Below are 18,770 nucleotides of genomic sequence, written 5' to 3'. Positions count from 1 at the left end.
ATGGGGAGAAGCAGTCATCCACACGTGCCTACCACACTTCCCGCTGACTTGGGGTAAATCCAAGGGCAGGACTACGAGCTACTCATCGTGACAGACTTGAATCACTCGCCGGAGCCAGGTGCGAGTGAAGGAGGCCCCATGACCACGGCCAAGGCCGCGCCAAGCCCGGAGGAGAGGACTTACACCGAGTCGGATCTCGTGCCCATCCTGGAGACTCTCTTCTCCTGGCGTGACGGCGACTTCCGGCGGCGGGTTCCTCATGCGCCTCCCGGCATTCTCAGCGAGGTGCGGCTGCTGCTCAACGAAGTGGCCGACCGTCGCGAGCACCTCGCCAACGAGCTGGTACGCGTGCGTAAAGAAGTGGTCAAGGATGGCCGCTTCGGCGAGCGGCTGACGCCCGGCCCGGGCGTCGGCGCGTGGGCGGAGAGCGTCGAGTCGGTCAACATGCTGATCGACGCCCTGGTGAGCCCGGTGAGTGGCGCGGCCGACGTCATCGACGCGGTGGCCAAGGGAGATCTGTCCCGGCGGATCGACCTCGACCGCTCGGCCCGCGGCGAGGTGCGCCGGCTGGGCAAGGCCATCAACGGCATGGTCGACCAGCTCGCGCTGTTCAACTCCGAGGTCACGCGGGTGGCGCGCGAGGCGGGCACCGAGGGCCGGCTGGGCGGCAGCGCCAACCTGCGCGGCATGTCCGGCAGCTGGCGCGACCTCACCGAGGCCGTCAACACGATGTCGTCGCGCGTGGCGGCCCAGGTGCGCGACATCGCCGTGGTGACCACCGCGGTGGCCAAGGGCGACCTGAGCCGCAAGGTCACGGTCGACGCCGTGGGCGAGATGTTCGAGCTGAAGAACACCGTCAACACGATGGTCGACCAGCTGTCCGGCTTCGCCGAAGAGGTGACCCGAGTCGCCCGCGAGGTCGGCACCGAAGGACAGCTCGGCGGCCAGGCGCAGGTGACCGGCGTGTCGGGCGTCTGGAAGGACCTGACCGACAACGTCAACTTCATGGCCAACAACCTGACCTCCCAGGTGCGCAGCATCGCGACCGTGGCGACGGCGGTGGCCCAGGGCAACCTGTCGAAGAAGATCACGGTGGACGCGCAGGGCGAGATCCTGCAGCTGAAGGACACCCTCAACACCATGGTCGACCAGCTGTCCTCCTTCGCCGACGAGGTCACCCGCGTCGCCCGCGAAGTGGGCACCGAGGGCAAGCTGGGCGGCCGGGCCGAGGTGAAGGGCGTGTCGGGCGTCTGGAAGGACCTCACCGACAACGTCAACTCCATGGCGAACAACCTGACCTATCAGGTCCGCAACATCGCCCAGGTGACCACGGCCGTGGCCAACGGCGACCTGACCCGCAAGATCGACGTGGACGCCCAGGGCGAGATCCTGGAGCTCAAGTCGACCATGAACACGATGGTCGAGCAGCTGTCCTCGTTCGCCTCCGAGGTGACCCGAGTCGCCCGCGAGGTCGGCACGGAGGGCCAGCTCGGCGGCCAGGCGCAGGTGCGCGGCGTGTCCGGGGTCTGGAAGGACCTCACCGACAACGTCAACTCGATGGCCAACAACCTGACCTCGCAGGTGCGCCAGATCGCGGCGGTGTCGTCCGCGGTGGCGCAGGGCAACCTGTCGAAGAAGATCACGGTGGACGCGCAGGGCGAGATCCTGCAGCTGAAGGACACCCTCAACACCATGGTCGACCAGCTGTCCTCCTTCGCCGACGAGGTGACCCGAGTCGCCCGCGAGGTCGGCACGCAGGGGCAGCTCGGCGGCCAGGCCAGGGTGAAGGGCGTGTCGGGCGTCTGGAAGGACCTCACCGACAACGTCAACTCCATGGCGAACAACCTGACCTATCAGGTCCGCAACATCGCCGAGGTGACCACCGCGGTCGCCAACGGCGACCTGACCCGCAAGATCGACGTCGATGCCCAGGGCGAGATCCTGGCCCTCAAGACCACCGTCAACCGGATGGTCGACCAGCTGTCCTCGTTCGCCTCCGAGGTGACCCGAGTCGCCCGCGAGGTCGGCTCCGACGGCCAGCTCGGCGGTCAGGCCCGGGTCGAGGGCGTCGAAGGCACCTGGAAGCGGCTCACCGAGAGCGTCAACGAGCTGGCCGAGAGCCTCACCACGCAGATCCGCGCCATCGCGACCGTGACCAGCGCCGTCGCCCGCGGCGACCTGACCCGCTCGATCGCCGTCGAGGCGCAGGGCGAGCTGGCCGAGCTGAAGGACAACATCAACTCGATGGTGGGCAGCCTGCGCGAGACCACGCAGGCCAACCAGGAGCAAGACTGGCTCAAGTCCAACCTGGCCCGCATCTCCCGGCTCATGCAGGGTCACCGCGACCTGCTCGAAGTGGCCAAGCTGACGATGAGCGAGCTGACCCCGCTGGTCTCGGCCCGCTACGGCGCCTTCTACAGCATCGACCCCGAGGGCGACCACGAGCTGATCCTGATCGGCGGCTACGGCGTGCGTCCCGACCGGGGCCCGCGCCAGCGCTTCGGGATCGGCGAGGGCATCGTCGGGCAGGCGGCGGCCGAGGGCCGGCACATCGTCCTCGACGACGTGCCGCCGCAGTTCATCACCATCGACAGCGGGCTCAGCCGCTCGACGCCGGCGCAGATCGTGGTGCTGCCGATCCTGTTCGAGAACCGCGTGCTGGGCGTGCTGGAGCTGGCCTCGTTCACGCCGTTCGGCGAGGTGCACCTCGACTTCCTGACCCAGCTCGTCGAGACCATCGGCGTCACGATGAACACCATCATCGCCAACTCCCGCACCGAGGACCTGCTGACCGAGTCCCAGCGGCTCACCCGCGAGCTGCAGGAGCGCTCCGACGAGCTGCAGCGCCAGCAGGAGGAGCTGCGCAGGTCCAACGCCGAGCTGGAGGACAAGGCGGCGCTGCTGGCCAAGCAGAACCGCGCGATCGAGATCCAGAACTTCCAGATCGAGCAGGCCAGGCGGACGCTGGAGGAGCGGGCCGAGCAGCTCGCGGTGTCCTCGCGCTACAAGTCCGAGTTCCTCGCCAACATGTCCCACGAGCTGCGCACGCCGCTCAACAGCCTGCTGGTGCTGGCCAAGCTGCTGACCGAGAACGCCGAGGGCAACCTGACCTCGCAGCAGGTCGAGTTCGCCAGGACCATCCACAGCGCGGGCTCGGCGCTGCTCCAGCTGATCAACGACATGCTCGACCTGTCGAAGGTCGAGGCGGGCCGGATGGACATCCATCCGATCCAGGTGTCGCTGCCGAAGATGGTCGACCTGCTGGAGGCGGCGTTCGCGCCGCTGGCCCAGGACAAGGGCCTGTCGTTCAGCGTCGACGTCGAATCCGACGTGCCGCACGAGCTGCGCGCCGACGAGCAGCGCCTGCAGCAGGTGCTGCGCAACCTGCTGTCCAACGCGGTGAAGTTCACGCCGCGTGGCGAGGTGAAGCTGCGCATCACGAAGCCGCCGGCGGGGGTCGAGTTCGACGACGACACCCTGCACGAGGCCGACGATCTGATGGCGTTCCAGGTGATCGACACCGGCATCGGCATCGCGCCCGACAAGCGTGACGTCATCTTCGAGGCGTTCAGGCAGGCCGACGGCACCACGAGCAGGAAGTACGGCGGCACCGGCCTGGGCCTCGCGATCTGCCGCGACATCGCCCGGCTGCTCGGCGGCGAGATCCACGTGGACAGCGAGCTGGGCAAGGGCAGCACGTTCACGCTCTACCTGCCGGCCTCCTACACCGGTCCGCTGGCCGCGACCGACGGCGGGGCGGCGACCCGCCGCCAGCTCATGGCGCCGCCGTCGGACGACAGCTCCGCCGCCACGCCCGAGCCGCCGCTGCCGCTCGACCTGCCGATGCCCGAGCTGGTCGAGCCGCCGGTCGAGACGCCCAGCCAGTGGCAGGGCGACGACCCGCTCAGCGGCGCCAAGATCCTCATCGTGGACGACGACATCCGTAACGTCTTCGCGCTCACCAGCGTGCTGGAGCGACACGGCTCGACCGTCGTCTACGCTGAAAACGGACGGGAGGGTATCGAGCAGCTCGAACGGAACGAGGACGTCGCGCTCGTACTGATGGACATCATGATGCCGGAGATGGACGGCTGGGCCACGACCTCGGCCATCCGCCGCATGCCGCAGTTCGCGGACCTGCCGATCATCGCGCTGACCGCCAAGGTCATGCGGGGCGATCGGGAGAAGAGCATCGCCTCGGGCGCGTCCGACTACGTGCCCAAGCCGGTCGACGTGGACCGCCTGCTCGAACGCCTGCGCGGCTGGCTCAGCCGCGGGCGGGGTTCCGCGTCCGAATCCTCGCCGTCCGCCTCGTCAGCCGAAGGGTCGTGATCGATGCCGGATCGTGCCAAGATCCTCCTCGTCGATGACCGCGAGGAGAACCTGATCGCGCTTGAGGCCATCCTCAGCTCCCTCGATCTGGTGCCCGTACGCGCCAGATCGGGCGAGGAGGCGCTCAAAGCGCTGCTCAACACCGAGTTCGCGCTGATCCTGCTGGACGTGCGCATGCCCGGCATGGACGGCTTCGAGACGGCCGCGCACATCAAGCGGCGGGAGCGCACCCGCAACATCCCGATCATCTTCCTGACCGTAGTCGACAGCGCTCCCGACTACGCCTTCCGCGGTTACGCCGCGGGCGCGGTCGACTACCTGACCAAGCCGTTCGACCCGTGGGTGCTGCGGGCGAAGGTGTCGGTCTTCTCCGAGCTGTACAACATGAACAAGCGCCTGGCCGAACAGGCGAGCCTGCTGCGCGACCGCGTCAACGGCGAACTGCCGCCGGGGGCGGGCGACCACGCGTCGGTGCTGCCTGAGCTGTCGCGGCGGCTGACGGCGGTGGAGGACGAGCTGGCCCGGGTCAGGGAGCTGGCCCGCAAGTCCCAGGATCCGGCGCTGTCGGTGCCGCTGGCCGACCTGAACGAGCGCCTGGGTCATCTGCGCGCCGGCTTCGACGCGCTCTCCTGATCTCTCCCGCTCCGCCCCCGGGACATCCGCCGCCCGGGGGCGCTTCCGTGTGCCGGGTCAGGCGGGCCTCAGCGACGGGCGAGGCCGATCTCGCGGGCGGGGGCCTCAGCAGCGACGGGCGACGTCGCTCTCAGCGGCCTGTGGGGCGCCCGGGGCGTTACTGACGGGCGCGTTCCAAAGCGTCCCAGAAGCCGCGTCGCAGGGCGTGGCGTACCTCGTCGTGCAGCAGGAAGTCGATCGGCAACGACGATCCCTGCAGCAGCCGCGCCTCCAGATCGGACGGCATGCGCGGCTTGCGCGCCAGGACCGCCTCCAGCCACAGCGCGGGCGCGTCGCGGGCGACGGAGTCGCCGAAGTCGTGGCCTTCGCGGTGGGCGGCCTTGACGGCGTCGGACAGCGTGGTGGCGCCCGCCGTGGCCGCTGCGGGCTGCGCGACGGGGGCCGGCTGCGGCCCGGTGTAGGGGCCGAGCTGCGCGGGCTGGTAGGCGCCGCTGGACGAGGTGGAGAACTGGCCGGTGGTGGGGCTGGACGGCTGGGACTGCGCCTGGATCGGCCCGGTGGCCGGGGCGGCGGGCGGCGGCTGCTCCTGCGGGTAGGCCGGCTGCTCCTGCTGGTAGGAGTAGGTCGGCAGCGCGGGCGGCGGCGTCTGCGCGCGTCCGCCGGAGTGCCCGTTGGACGACGGCTGGCCGTTGTGGGCGGCCGAGCCGGCCGCGTGGCTGCCCGAGTGGCTGCCGGTATGACTGCCGGTATGACTGGTCGTGTGGCCGCCGGTGTGGCTGCCCGTGTGGCCGCCTGTGGTGGAGGGCAGCGACGAAGGGGGCAGGGACGGCTGCGGCGCGGGCGGCAGCGAGTGGGAGCCGTGGCCGTTGCTCGCGGGCTGGTGGTGGCCGTTGGAGGACTCGGTGATGCCGGTCAGCGTGCTGACGTAGGGGCGCAGGTGGACCGCTCCCAGCTCGACCAGGTCGTCGCACTCCTGCCGGAGCGAGCGCGAGACGGCCCAGCCGCCGTCGGCCGCGATGTGGATGACGCTCACCCTGATGCCGAGGTCCTGGGCGTCGCACACGACCTGCGCCAGGTCCTCGTCGCCGCTGACCACGACCGCGTCGCAGATGGCGTTGTTGCGGGCGAGCGTCATGAGGTCGCGGTGCACCTGGGCGTCGACGCCCTCGCGCCGGCCCGGCCGGATGCGGGACAGCCTGAGCTTGAGGCCCGGTATGTCGGCCAGCGCGTCGTGCTCGGGAGTGCGCCGGCCCTCGACCGTCGCCTCGTACCAGTAGCATCGCAGCAGCGGCAGGCCGGTGCGTTCGCGCGACAGGTTGGTCATCAGCTGCAGCAGCCCTGGATAGTCCCAGGAGACCGCTTCGCGATGCCGTGTGCCGTGCACGGCCATCGCCCCGTCCGCCAGCAGATAGCCAGCGTCCACGAACAGCGCACAGCGATCCACTGACACCGCCCCTTTCCTGGTGGTCCGACCTTGCTGGCTCTGCACCGTCAGAGACCGGACTCGGCGGCCCTCTCTCAGGGTAATGAAAGCAGGTGATCGCGCGAGGGTTAATCCCGACGATTCGGCCCTCGCTCATAGCCGCGCCTGACCAATCAGGCAGACCGTACCAGTTTGTCCCATTCGCGGTCACGACCTCGCCCGCACACTCAGCGCGGCGACCCCGAACAGGACCACGTCCTTGTCCGTGACGATCGTCAGCGCGGGGTCCACGCCGAGCTCCGCGCCGACCGTGTCGACGTCCACGCCGAACGTCATCTCCGCCACGCCGTTCGAGGAGCCGTCGAAGACGTTCGACAGGGCGCGCTCGCCGCCGGCGGGGGTCAGCGCGCCGGACCCGAGCGCGACCTTGTCGCCCTTGAGGTCGGCGTCGCCCTCCCAGGTGACCATCTCGACCCGCGCGGGCGCGGCCGCCGGGCGCAGCCCGCCGAGCGGGATCCGCAGCCGCCGCGCGCCGCCGCCGACGACGGCCGCCGTGTCCAGCACCACGGCCTGGCTGTACGACTCCGCCGGATCGGTCACGATCAGCACCAGGCTCCATCCCGCATGGCGTGACACCCCTTCCTTCATGGGGGCGTCGGCCGCCCACCAGGTGCCGTTCGCGCGTGCGTCGCCGACCAGCTCGCTCACGTCGGCGAACGCCTGGTAGACGGGCCCCAGCGGCAGCTCGCGCACCGTCACCTGGCCGGGCCGCACGGTGAGGTACTTCTTGCGCCCCGGCGGCCTGAGCTTGATCGGCCCGCCCTGCTCGCCCGTCGCCGACCAGTAGAGCCCGGCCCACACGACCTCGCCGCCCTTCGGCACGGACAGCTCCGCCCCGCTGGAGGCGGCGGTGTCGGAGCGGTCGTCCTGGTCGAGCGCGGTCATCGGCCACAGGTCGTTGTCGCGCTGGGCTCCCTCGCGCCGCCTGGCCTCCAGGCAGCCCGCGCGCTCCTGCGGGCAGCTCAGCAGCGCGTTGCCGATCGCGCGCACGGTCACCTTGCCGTCGGTGGCGAACCTGGCGGGCGCGCCCGACCCGCGTACCCCCGTCTCGGCCTTGGCCAGCACCCGCAGCGGGCCCGCCGCGATCCGGACGGCCGGCCCCGGGCCCTGCGGCGCCTCGTCGGCCACCAGCACCCGCAGGAACACCGTGGTGCCCTGCCCGGCCGCCAGGGCCTTTCTGGCGCACCGCGCGCCGCCCTCCGCCGGGCGGCAGGCCCAGCCGTCCACCGTGCCCACCGTGCCTCCGGTGCCCGCGAGCGCCGCACTGTGGCCGCGTCGCGCGGAGGGCACGAGGGTGACGCCGGGCGGGAGGTCCACCTGCGCGGCCAGCTCCGCGCTGGGGGCGTCGCCGTAGTTGCGCAGGCGCAGGGCGAGGATGCCGGGCTGGGCGCGGACGAGAGAGCCCAGCGCGTCGATCGTGGCCCGCAGCCGGGCCCGTCCCGGCCGGTCCTTCCTGGCGGGGGGCGGCACCTGGGCCGGACGCTCGCTCGGCGGCGGCACCCGCACGCGTACCCGCGCCGGGTCGTCCTTCGCGGGAGGCTGCGCGACCCGCGGCGCCTCGGAGGAGCGCACGACCGGCCGCTCGCCGGAGACCGGCAGCAGCACGGCGGCCGCCGCCACCGCGGCCGCCACGCCCATCGTGAGGCCGGCCGCCGCCGCCTGCCGCCCCTTCGGCGCCCGCCGCAGCCACCCGAGCGCCCGCAGCACGCCACCCGCTCGGCCGCCCGCGAGGGACGTCCTGGCCAGCGCCGCGGCGTAGCCGCCGAACAGCGGCCCGGCGATGAGGGGCCCGACCATGACGCGCAGCCCGCGGTTGACGTCGGTCAGCTCCAGCAGGACGCCGTGGCACTCCTCACAGCCGTCCACGTGCTCGTCGATCGCCTTGGAGTCGCGCCTGGCCAGCCCGCCGCGCACGTAGGCGCCCATCTTGGCCAGCATCGGGCGGCACTCGTGCTCCGGCAGCGTCCCCAGGTGCAGCTGCAGGTACGCCTGCCGCAGCCCCTCCCTGGCCCGGTAGGCCAGCGCCGCCACGCCGTTGGCCGACAGCCCCAGCAGCGGCGCCACCCCGGCCGGCTTGAGCCGCTCGACCTCGGTATGCCACAACACCGCCCGCCAGCGCTCGGGCAGCGACAGGAAGGCCCTGGCGATCAGCGACTTCTCCAGGCCGACGAGCGCGGGGTCGACGAAGGGCACGCCCGGGTCGTACAGCTCGATCTCGCCCGTGGTCACCTGGCGGCTCTCGACCCTGGAGCGGTCGTAGACCGTGCGCCGCACGACGGTGAGCAGGTAGGTGCGGAACCCGGAGTCGGGGCCGCCGCCCCTGCCCACGAGATCGAGGATCTTCGTGAACGACTCCGCGACCACGTCCTCCACCTCGGCGCCCCTGACGAGCTGCCGGGCCAGCGCGCGGGCGGCGGCGACGTGGCGCTCGTAGAGCTCCCCGTACGCGGCGGCGTTACCCGCCCTTACCGCCTGAAGCAGCTCTGCATCGCTCTGCGGCGTTTCGACACCCATAGTGACCTCACGATTACGCGGGGTTGCCCCGCGCAATCATTCCGCATTCCCCGTCATGACTAAACCGCGTCGGCGGCTTTACTCGCGGAGCGGCCGGGGACGGCCTGGCCGGAGGCGGCAGGGGGCGGGCGTCGGCGCTGATCAGGACCATAAGCTTGGACCCATGACGGATCGCGACAACCTCCTGGCCGAGATCAAGCGCAAGGCCATCGTGCACGGCAAGGTCATCCTGTCCTCGGGCAAGGAGGCCGACTTCTACCTCGACCTGCGGCGGATCACGCTCGACGGGGTGGCCGCGCCGCTCGTCGGCAACGTGATGCTCGACCTGACGGCCGACCTCGACTACGAGGCGGTGGGCGGGCTCACGATGGGGGCCGACCCGGTGGCCGCCGCGATGCTGCACGCCGCGGCGGCGCGGGGGCGTGCGCTGGACGCGTTCGTGGTGCGCAAGGCGCAGAAGGCGCACGGCATGCAGCGCCGCATCGAGGGGCCCGAGGTCAAGGGGCGGCGGGTGCTGGCCGTCGAGGACACCTCGACGACGGGCTCGTCACCGCTGACGGCCGTGGAGGCGCTGCGTGAGGCGGGCGCCGAGGTGGTGGCCGTGGCGACCATCGTCGACCGGGGGGCCAGGGAGCGGGTCAACGCCGAGGGCCTCGACTACCGCACCGCCTACACCCTGACCGACCTCGGCCTCTGACCTCGGCCTCTGACCTCGGCCTCTGACCACGGGCTCTGACCACGGGCTCTGACCACGGGGACTCGCCGACCCGGAGGGCCGGCCGGCAGGGGCGGCCGGACGGCGATCAGCCGGAGTCGGAGTCGGACTCGGCCGGGGTGGCGGACTTCTTCGGGCCCCGGACGGTGAAGGCTTCCCGGGCGCCCGGCTTGCCTGGTTCGCGTAGTTCGCCGTTCTCCGTGACGCGCACCGTACCGGCGTCGCTGAGCACCACGTCGAGCTCCGGCTCGAAGTAGCTGACCTCCTCGCCCCTGCCCATCTCCCGGTACTGCAGCACGTCGCCGCCGGGCACCCGGACGGTGACGAGGGGGCAGGTCTCCGCGAGGCATTCGATCCGGACGGTCGGCGCCTGCGCGGTGGCAGCCGGTTCCGCGGCCTCGGTGGTGGTGTCCGTGGCCGGGGCTGAGGCGGGCTCACGCTCGGGCGGTGCCGTGGCGTCCGAGCCGACCAGCGCGACACCGCCGATGACCAGCAGTGTCACCACGACCCCCGCCCCCACCAGGAGGAGCGCTAATCGGGCGATGCCCATCGGTTCTGAGCTGTGGCGTCCCACAGTGGGCAGCGTACCCGCTGATGATCCCCCGCCCCACCGCCGTCGGCGCCGGCTCAGAGCTGGTTGTCGCCCGCCTGCCCCACGCGGTGGTGCTTGCCGTTGGGCACGGGGAGCGACCTGGCCGCTCTGCGGTGCTTGATCGCCTCCACGAAGATCGGGATCAGCGAGATGAACACGATCACGAACACGCCCGGCAGGATGTACTTGTCGATCTGCTTGGGGTCGACCTGGCCGCCGAGGAAATGGCCGAGCAGGATGAGGCCCTCGACCCAGACGACGCCGCCGACCACGTTCCAGATGAAGAATCGCCTGGAGCTCATCTCCAGCACGCCCGCGACCGGATTCATGAACGTGCGGACGATCGGCACGAACCTGGCCAGGATCACCGCCTTGGCGGGCCCGAACTTCTCGAAGAACTCCTCCGCCCGCAGCACGTGCTCCTTCTTGAACAACCGCGAATCGGGTTTGTCGAAGAGCCGGCGGCCGAACCGGGCGCCCAGGAAATGCCCGAGCTGGGCGCCGGCGACGGCGCACAGCGGTGTGCCGATCAGCAGCACGGGCAGGGACAGGGGGGCGATGTTCATTCCCGCCGCCACCGAGGCCGAGCTGAAAATCCCCGCGGCCACGAGCAGCGAGTCGCCGGGCAGGAAGAACCCGAGCAGCAAACCCGTTTCGGCGAAGATGATCGCGAGAACGCCGATGGTGGCGAATGCACCGAGAATGGTGAGCCACCATGTCGGGTCGAGGAGATTCAAGAGCCAGTCCACGCCGAGAGCCTACTATTGACGAGCTCTCCTGGCTGAAGCCCGAAGATTCTGGCCCGTGCCGCCCCGTTCACGCGGCGGCACTGCCGTGGCTTCCTGCTTCGCGGGGCTGTGCCATCCCGAAGGATGGTCTGACCGGCCCTCCACAGGCGTTTAGCCTGTCCGCCCGTCCGGCGGCCAGGATGTTGATCGCAGCGTTGATGTCGCGGTCGTGAACCGCGCCACACCCGCAGGTCCATTCCCGGACCTGCAGAGGCATCGCCTCGGTTACGGCTCCACACGCTGAACACAGCTTGGAGGAAGGAAACCATCGGCTGACCTTGGCGAAGGTCCTGCCGTACAGTTTCGCTTTGTACTCCAGCATGTTCACGAACGCCGACCACCCGGCATCGTGCACACTCTTGGCCAGCCTCGTGCGCGCCAGTCCGCCCACCGCCAGGTCCTCCACGAACACCGCTTGGTTCTCGCGGATGATCTGCGTGGAGAGCTGGTGGTGGAACTCGCGGCGGGCGTCGGCGACCCGTGCGTGCGCGCGGGCGACCTTGTGCCGGGCCTTGTCGCGGTTCTTGCTGCCCTCCTCTTTCCGGGAGAGGACGCGTTGAGCTTTCTTCAGCCGTTTCTCCGCGCGGCGCAGGAAGCGCGGAGAGTCGATCTTCGTTCCGTCCGGGAGGACGGCGAAGTGCCCGAGCCCGAGGTCGATCCCGGTCTCGGCTTCGATGCCGGGCAGCCGTTGCGCGGTGACCTCGACCACGAAGCTGGCGAAATACCGGCCCGCCGCGTCCTTGATGACCGTGACCGAGGACGGGTCGGCAGGCAGGTCCCGTGACCAGCGCACCGCGACCTTCCCGACCTTCGGCAGGACGAGTTTCCCGTCCTGGCTCACCTTGAACCGGGCATTCTTGGTGAACCGGATCGCCTGCCGGTTGTCCTTGCGGGACCGAAACCGGGGCGGGGCGAGTTTCGGGCCCCTGCGCTTGCCCGACACCGATGCGAAGAAGTTCCGGAACGCAGTCGTGCAGTCGGCGAGCGCCTGCTGCAACACCACGGCTGACACCTCGCCCAGCCACGCCCGATCGGGGCGTTTCTTGGCCTCGGTGATGACCTGGCGCGACAGCTCAGCGTCGCTCACGAACGGGAACCCGTTGTCATGGGCGTCGTTGCGCATGCGCAGTGCGTCGTTGAACACCGTCCGGGCGCACCCGAACGCCCGGCTCAGCGCGAAACGCTGGGTGGGAGTCGGGTCGATCCGGTAGGCGTACCGCAACTGCACCCGATCACCCTACAGTTGGGCTATGGCCGGGTACGGCGATATCAGAACCGGCAGACACTGCGTTCTCGCGCTCCACACTCAATCGGTTTTCGTGCCGAAGTTCCGGCCTCGGGTGTTCACCGACGCGCACCTGACCCGCCTGGAAGAGATCATGCGGGCCGTCCGCGCCGACTTCGAAACCGGCCTGGCCGAGTTCGCCGACTCGGTGGGCAGCGCGCCGACCAGTGTCCTGCGCCAGTACATCGAGCAGCGGAACCGACCCGTCTGAGCGGGTGGCCGCCGGTCCGCCCGGCGGCGAATCGGCTGATCTTACCCGCTACGCGGGACGGTCGGCTTCACCCCCGGGCTGAAGCCCGGAGCACTGCCGACAATTCTGGTAGCGGGCATGCGCGACATGACCATCCGAGGGGCGTTGTCACTACCACAGCGGGTAGTGAGCCGGGATACTGGGCCCTGGCGCGAAGCCGTAACTTCTCAGGGAGATGAATCATGCCTATTGCGACTCCAGAGGTCTACGCTGAGATGCTCGACCGGGCGAAGGCCGGCGGATTCGCCTACCCGGCGATCAACGTGACCTCCTCGCAGACCCTGAACGCCGCCCTGCGCGGCTTCGCCGAGGCCGAGAGCGACGGCATCGTGCAGGTCTCGACGGGCGGCGCCGAATTCCTCTCGGGCGCGACGGTCAAGGACATGGTCACGGGCGCGACGGCGCTGGCCGAGTACGCGCGGGTCGTGGCCGCCAAATATCCCGTGACGGTCGCCCTGCACACCGACCACTGCCCGAAGAACAAGCTCGACGGCTTCATGCGGCCGTTGATCGACATCTCGCTGGAGCGGGTGGCCAAGGGCCTCGACCCCCTGTTCCAGTCGCACATGTGGGACGGCTCCGCCGTACCGCTGGACGAGAACCTGGAGATCGCCAAGGAGCTCATCGACAAGTGCGCCAGGGCGCGGATCATCATGGAGATGGAGATCGGCGTCGTCGGCGGCGAGGAGGACGGCGTCGTCGGCGAGATCAACGAGAAGCTCTACACCACGGCCGAAGACGCGCTGGCCACCGCCGAGGCCGTGGGCATCGGCGAGAAGGGCCGCTACATGCTGGCGGCCACGTTCGGCAACGTGCACGGCGTCTACAAGCCCGGCCACGTCAAGCTGCGGCCGAGCGTGCTCAAGGAGATCCAGGACGCGGTGGGCGCCAAGTACGGCAAGGACAAGCCGTTCGACCTGGTCTTCCACGGCGGCTCCGGCTCGCTGCTGGAGGAGATCCAGGAGGCCATCTCCTACGGTGTGGTCAAGATGAACGTCGACACCGACACCCAGTACGCCTTCACCCGCCCGATCGCGGACCACATGTTCAAGAACTACGACGGCGTGCTCAAGGTCGACGGTGACGTCGGCAACAAGAAGGCCTACGACCCGCGCGCGTACGGCAAGTCCGCGGAGGCCGGGATGGCCGCCCGCGTCGTCGAGGCGTGCCAGAGCCTCAAGAGCAGTGGGACGAAGATCTCCTAGCCAGTTCAGCGGCTCGGCGGGTATGACTTGTCCTATGGATAACCTTCTCGCCGGGCCGCCCCCGACTCACCTGCCGGACCTGCCCGAGGCCAGGGAGGCGCTGGAGTCCGGGGTCAAAGCCTCCGACATCGCCGCTCGTTTCCCCGCCTACCCGGCGGCGTGGGCCGCGCTCGCGGAGGAATACTTCGCGCAGGGCCACGCCGTCACCTCCTACGCCTTCGCCCGTACGGGCTACCATCGCGGGCTCGACGCGCTGCGCCGCAGCGGCTGGAAGGGTCATGGGCCCATCCCGTGGGAGCACGAACCCAACAGGGGCTTCCTGCGCTGCCTGTACGCGTTGTCCCGCGCCGCGCAGGCGATCGGTGAGAAGGACGAGGCCGAACGGTGTCTGCAGTTCCTCAAGGACAGCACGGAAACGGGGTTCGACGCGCTGACCAAGGGATAGCTCTTGGGACGAATAGACACGTTCGGGTAGTCTCTCTACGCAAGAGCCCCTGCCGCGCTTGCGTCAGGGGTTTTCGTTTTGTGCTCGGGAGACTGAACCATGCCGGCTGCCGTTCTCGTTGGTGCCCAGTGGGGCGATGAGGGCAAGGGCAAGGCCACCGACCTGCTCGGTGGCGACGTCGACTACGTCGTCCGCTATCAGGGTGGCAACAACGCGGGACACACCGTGGTCATCGGTGACCAGAAGTACGCGCTGCACCTGCTGCCCACCGGGATCCTGTCGCCGGAGGTGGTCCCCGTCATCGGCAACGGGGTGGTGATCGACCCCGGCGTGCTGCTGAGCGAGATCGACGGGCTGGCCGAGCGGGGCATCTCCGCCGAACGCCTGTTGATCTCGTCGAACGCGCACCTGATCATGCCGCACCACAAGGCCCTCGACAAGGTCACCGAGCGCTACCTCGGCAAGGCCAAGATCGGCACCACCGGGCGCGGCATCGGTCCCGCGTACGGTGACAAGATCGCCCGGATGGGCGTGCGGGTGCAGGACCTGCTCGACCCGGGCATCCTGGCCAAGAAGATCGAGGTCGCCCTGACCGAGAAGAACCAGGTGCTGACCAAGGTCTACAACCGGCGCGGGATCGACCCGGCGGCCGTCCTGGAGGAGTACCTCGCCTACGCCGAGCGGCTCAAGCCGCACATCGCCGACACCTCGCTGGTGCTGGCCAAGGCACTGGACGAGGAGAAGTTCGTGCTGCTGGAGGGCGGGCAGGGCACGCTGCTCGACATCGACCACGGCACGTACCCGTTCGTCACGTCGTCCTCGCCCACGTCGGGCGGGGCGTGCGCGGGCGCGGGCATCCCGCCGAACCGGCTGACGAAGATCATCGGCATCCTGAAGGCGTACACCACCCGCGTCGGCTCCGGCCCGTTCCCGACCGAACTGACCGACGAGATGGGCGAGTGGCTGCGCCAGACCGGCGGCGAGTACGGCGTCACGACCGGCCGCAACCGCCGCTGCGGCTGGTTCGACGCGGTGATCGCCCGGTACGCGACCCGGATCAACGGCGTCACCGACTACTTCCTGACCAAGCTCGACGTGCTGTCGGGCCTGGAGCGGATCCCGGTGTGCGTGGCGTACGAGGTGGACGGGGTCCGGCACGACGAGATCCCGATGACGCAGACCGACTTCCACCACGCCAAGCCGATCTACGAGGAGTTCCCGGGCTGGCAGGAGGACATCACCAGCGCCAAGTCGTTCGACGACCTGCCGCCGAACGCGCAGGCGTACGTGCGGACGCTGGAGGAGATGAGCGGCGCTCCGATCTCCGCCATCGGCGTCGGCCCCGGCCGCGACCAGACCGTCGTGGTCCGCCCCCTGGTCTGAGCGCTCCCCTGGCCGCCGGTGATCCCGGCGGCGGGTGGGAGGGTCAGGTCAGGACGGCGGCGGTTACCGGGGTGTGCAGGTGCCAGCCGAGGGTTTCGTACAGGGCCTGGCCCTGGCCGGTGGCGACCAGGACGCCGGTGCGGGCGCCTCTGAGGGCCGCCGTGGCCGCGAGCGTCTTCATCACGATCGTGCCGAGGCCGCGGCGGCGGTGGCCGGCCGCCGTCTCCACCTGGTCCACGACCGCCGTCGTGCCCGCGACCGCGAACTGGCCCCGCGCCGCGACCTCCCCCGCCTCCGTGAGCAGGCGGGCGGCGGTGACGCCTGAGCGGGTGGTGACGGCCAGGGTGTAGCCGGGGGGAACGGCGGGGGCGTCCCGGACGAGCGGGGTGGTCATCATGAACTCGGGGTCCTGCACGGCCCAGCCGGGCGGCAGGTGCGGGGCGACGGACTCGACCGGGGCGCACAGTTTGAGCCAGGTGCCCGGCACGGTGAGGGTGCCCGTCAGGTGGCGGAGGATCTCGGGCGTCGGGGTGGCCAGGACGTGGCGGGCCACGTGACCGGGCAGGCCGACGTCCACGCGCAGGCCCCACGGCTCGCGGACGGGCCGGGGGACGTTGCGGGAGATGACCCACCCTTCAACCCATGCCCGAACTAGGGGGAAATGGGCCTGTTTGAGAACCTCCGTCATAGAGAACAGCCTATTGTCTGCCCAGATTCATCCGACCGGGCGTAGCAGGATAAAAAGGACACGGCGTGGCGGCGCCTGGTCATGCCCCGAGCCAGGTAGGGTCCCGGTTGTGCGCGTTGAGATACATGGTCACCGGGGGGCTCGCGGCCTCTGGCCGGAGAACACCCTGCCGGGCATGAGCCGCACGATGGAGCTGGGCGTTCATGCGCTCGAGCTCGACGTCGCGCTCACCGCCGATCGGCGCCTCGTGCTCACGCACGACCTCACGGTGTCCGCCGTGACCAGTGCCGACCGGCGCCCGGTCTACGCCGGCGACCCGCTCTACCCGTACGTCGGCAAGCCCATCAACGCGCTGACCCTGGCGCAGTTGCGCACGCTCGACGTCGGCGTACGGCTGCCGCGCCACCCCGACGACCCGTTCGCCCTGACCCAGGTCCCCATGCCCGAGACCCGGATGCCGACGCTCGGCGCGGTGCTGGGGCTGGTCAACGCCTACGAGGCGGAGAGCGTACGGCTGCACGTCGAGCTGAAGTCCGACCCGACGCGGCCGGAGCTCACCGCCGACCCCGAGCAGTTCACCGAGCTGGTCGTCGAGGAGCTCGACCGGCACGGCCGGCTCGACAACGTTGCCATCCTCAGCTTCGACTGGCGGATCATCAGGCACGCCGCCGAGCTGGCGCCGGGCACGCGGCGCTTCGCGCTGATCGAGCTGGACACCCTGCACTGGAACGACGGCGTGGGCGACGACGTGCCCGCCGCGGCGCGCGCGGCCGGGGCGACCACGCTCTCGCCCGAGCACATCATGGTGGACGAGAGCCTGATGGCCCAGGCCGAGGCGGCCGGGCTCGACGTGGCGGTCTGGACGGTCAACCAGCCCGAGCTGGCGGCCAGGATGCTGGACCTGGGGGCGGCCGGGATCGTCACCGACTATCCCGACCGGATGCGGGAGTTGTGGCGGGAGCGGGGGCTGGAGCTGCCCCAGCCGGTCGCCCCGCTCAGACCCGTGAGTGTCTGAGGCTCCGCCCGGTTCATGGAGGTAGGCGCGAAGCCCCGGGGTCAGAGCCAGCCGTTGCGGCGGAAGCCGCGGTGCAGCAGGACGCAGGCCGTGATCATGACCGCGAGCACGGCCGGATAGCCCCAGATCTGCTTGGTCTCCGGCATGAAGTCGAAGTTCATCCCGTAGATGCCGGCGATCATCGTGGGCACGGCCAGGATGGCCACCCAGGAGGAGATCTTGCGCATGTCCTCGTTGGCCAGCGCGTTCGAGCGGGCCAGCGCGGCCTGGAGGATCGAGCTGCACAGCTCGTTGGAGGCTTCGACCTGCTCGCACACACGCGACAGGTGGTCGCCGACGTCGCGGAAGTATTCGCGCATGGCGGAGGGGACGACCCGGCGCTGGGGCAGCGCCGACAGCGGGGCCTGGAGCGGGGTGACGGCCCGCTTCATCTCCAGCATCTCGCGCTTGAGCTGGTAGATCCGGTTGATGTCACGGGAGCTGACGTCGGCGAACACGGTCGCCTCGACCTCTTCGAGCTCCAGCTGCATCAGGTCGGCCACCTGGAGGTACTGGTCGACCACGTGGTCGGAGATGGCGTGCAGGACGCCGGCCGGGCCCCGGTCCATCAGCTTGGGCTCGTCTTCGAGGCGCTCGCGGACGCCGGTGAGCGGGCAGTGCTCGCCGTGCCGCACCGTGACCACGAAGTCCACGCCGAGGAACACCATGATCTCGCCGGTGGCGATGATCTCGCTGTTGGCGGTCAGCTCGTCGTGGTCGAGGTAGGCGATGGTCTTGAGCACCATGAACAGCGACTCGCCGTACCGCTCGACCTTCGGCCGCTGGTGGGCCTTGACGGCGTCCTCGACGGCCAGCGGGTGCAGCCCGAAGACCTCGGCCAGCCACTCCACCTCGGGAGCCTCGGGCTCGTGCAATCCGACCCAGACGAACGCGTTGACGCCGTCGGAGCTCTTGTTGTGCTCGCGGACGAGGTCGAGCGCCTCGACGATGCCGGTGGCGGCGATCTTCTCGCCCTCTACGTAGGCGCCGAACTCGACTATCGAGTCGACGGGGGGCACGCACACCTCGCGTACGGTCTTGCCGAGCTGGTGCGGAACCCGCGAAGGCACGGGGTGCCGGTTGATGCGACGGAAAAGGGTGGACGAGCGCATGGCAGTCCCTTTCCGCCCGACCAGGGACGCTCCACGCGCGATGAAGTCACCTCAATCAACACGGATTGCGTGGAGGCACGATCAGGCTGCCGAATTGGAGTGGTCGGGGGTAAGCACGTCGTACGTGTGCGAGCACGTACTGCTGGGATCACCAGGATTCATCCCGGACCACCTCCAATCACACGGGGACGCCGCGAAGCCGCCTCAAGCTACCACAGGCGGGTGAACCTCAATGACGATACCCGCCAGGAGCGGTTCCGCTCAGGTAGAACTCCACAAAGTTTCTTACCT

General features: G+C 69.9%; 15 protein-coding genes. 8 read left to right on the top strand and 7 right to left on the bottom strand.

The window, feature by feature from the left end:
* The first annotated feature begins 138 nt into the window (after positions 1-138).
* Both B0I32_RS36740 and B0I32_RS36735 read left to right on the top strand, forming a co-directional pair.
* Positions 139-4,332, top strand: a complete 4,194-nt coding sequence (locus B0I32_RS36740; RefSeq protein WP_106247598.1) for a HAMP domain-containing protein — start codon at positions 139-141, stop codon at positions 4,330-4,332.
* A gap of 3 nt (positions 4,333-4,335) precedes the next feature.
* A complete protein-coding gene (locus B0I32_RS36735) occupies positions 4,336-4,965 on the top strand; it encodes a response regulator (RefSeq protein WP_106247597.1) in 630 nt (209 codons plus the stop codon).
* Positions 4,966-5,122: 157 nt separating this feature from the next.
* Here the strand turns inward: B0I32_RS36735 and B0I32_RS36730 are convergent, their stop codons facing one another.
* Both B0I32_RS36730 and B0I32_RS61115 read right to left on the bottom strand, forming a co-directional pair.
* Positions 5,123-6,409, bottom strand: coding sequence for an NYN domain-containing protein (locus B0I32_RS36730; RefSeq protein WP_106247596.1), 1,287 nt, complete (start codon positions 6,407-6,409; stop codon positions 5,123-5,125).
* A 186-nt stretch (positions 6,410-6,595) separates the two neighbouring features.
* Entirely contained in the window at positions 6,596-8,962 is a 2,367-nt protein-coding gene (locus B0I32_RS61115; protein WP_106247594.1) for a sigma-70 family RNA polymerase sigma factor, read from the bottom strand.
* Positions 8,963-9,125: 163 nt separating this feature from the next.
* On the opposite strand from B0I32_RS61115, the gene pyrE reads away from it, so the two are divergent.
* Positions 9,126-9,659: an orotate phosphoribosyltransferase gene (gene pyrE / locus B0I32_RS36720; RefSeq protein ID WP_106247592.1), complete on the top strand. Its 534-nt coding sequence runs from the start codon at positions 9,126-9,128 to the stop codon at positions 9,657-9,659.
* 106 nt (positions 9,660-9,765) lie between these two features.
* Here pyrE and B0I32_RS36715 read toward each other — a convergent pair whose 3' ends face one another.
* The 3 genes from B0I32_RS36715 to B0I32_RS36705 all read right to left on the bottom strand — a co-directional run bounded on the left by B0I32_RS36715 (position 9,766) and on the right by B0I32_RS36705 (position 12,285).
* Positions 9,766-10,251 carry a hypothetical protein gene (locus tag B0I32_RS36715; RefSeq protein ID WP_146178452.1) on the bottom strand — a complete coding sequence of 162 codons (486 nt, stop codon included), beginning with the start codon at positions 10,249-10,251 and terminating at the stop codon, positions 9,766-9,768.
* Positions 10,252-10,304: 53 nt separating this feature from the next.
* The gene (locus B0I32_RS36710) at positions 10,305-11,018 is read right to left on the bottom strand and encodes a DedA family protein (RefSeq protein WP_245956243.1); all 714 of its coding nucleotides are present in this window, start codon (positions 11,016-11,018) and stop codon (positions 10,305-10,307) included.
* A gap of 67 nt (positions 11,019-11,085) precedes the next feature.
* Complete coding sequence (locus tag B0I32_RS36705) at positions 11,086-12,285, bottom strand: RNA-guided endonuclease InsQ/TnpB family protein (protein ID WP_106247589.1); 1,200 nt, start codon at positions 12,283-12,285, stop codon at positions 11,086-11,088.
* A gap of 91 nt (positions 12,286-12,376) precedes the next feature.
* Here B0I32_RS36705 and B0I32_RS36700 point away from each other — a divergent pair, with 91 nt between their 5' ends.
* The 4 genes from B0I32_RS36700 (at position 12,377) to B0I32_RS36685 (ending at position 15,625) form a co-directional block, all read left to right on the top strand.
* Complete coding sequence (locus B0I32_RS36700; protein WP_425438127.1) at positions 12,377-12,553, top strand: hypothetical protein; 177 nt, start codon at positions 12,377-12,379, stop codon at positions 12,551-12,553.
* Positions 12,554-12,774: 221 nt separating this feature from the next.
* A complete protein-coding gene (fbaA, locus tag B0I32_RS36695) occupies positions 12,775-13,797 on the top strand; it encodes a class II fructose-bisphosphate aldolase (RefSeq protein ID WP_106247585.1) in 1,023 nt (340 codons plus the stop codon).
* A gap of 34 nt (positions 13,798-13,831) precedes the next feature.
* Positions 13,832-14,242 (top strand): DUF3151 domain-containing protein, encoded by a 411-nt coding sequence (locus B0I32_RS36690; RefSeq protein WP_219912189.1) that lies wholly within the window; start codon positions 13,832-13,834, stop codon positions 14,240-14,242.
* Between the two features lie 99 nt (positions 14,243-14,341).
* The gene (locus tag B0I32_RS36685) at positions 14,342-15,625 is read left to right on the top strand and encodes an adenylosuccinate synthase (RefSeq protein WP_106247582.1); all 1,284 of its coding nucleotides are present in this window, start codon (positions 14,342-14,344) and stop codon (positions 15,623-15,625) included.
* Between the two features lie 43 nt (positions 15,626-15,668).
* On the opposite strand, the gene B0I32_RS36680 is transcribed toward B0I32_RS36685, so the two are convergent.
* The gene (locus B0I32_RS36680) at positions 15,669-16,313 is read right to left on the bottom strand and encodes a GNAT family N-acetyltransferase (RefSeq protein WP_146178451.1); all 645 of its coding nucleotides are present in this window, start codon (positions 16,311-16,313) and stop codon (positions 15,669-15,671) included.
* 109 nt (positions 16,314-16,422) lie between these two features.
* Here B0I32_RS36680 and B0I32_RS36675 point away from each other — a divergent pair, with 109 nt between their 5' ends.
* Positions 16,423-17,328 carry a glycerophosphodiester phosphodiesterase family protein gene (locus B0I32_RS36675; protein ID WP_106247578.1) on the top strand — a complete coding sequence of 302 codons (906 nt, stop codon included), beginning with the start codon at positions 16,423-16,425 and terminating at the stop codon, positions 17,326-17,328.
* 41 nt (positions 17,329-17,369) lie between these two features.
* Here the strand turns inward: B0I32_RS36675 and corA are convergent, their stop codons facing one another.
* On the bottom strand, positions 17,370-18,479 hold the full coding sequence (corA, locus tag B0I32_RS36670; protein WP_106247576.1) for a magnesium/cobalt transporter CorA: 1,110 nt from the start codon (positions 18,477-18,479) through the stop codon (positions 17,370-17,372).
* Positions 18,480-18,770: the final 291 nt, after the last annotated feature.

The sequence above is a fragment of the Nonomuraea fuscirosea genome, from assembly GCF_003001935.1.
GTDB classification, from domain to species: Bacteria; Actinomycetota; Actinomycetes; order Streptosporangiales; family Streptosporangiaceae; genus Nonomuraea; species Nonomuraea fuscirosea.
Note: the sequence above shows the minus strand (reverse complement) of the source record. Positions and strands in the feature narration are given on the sequence as shown.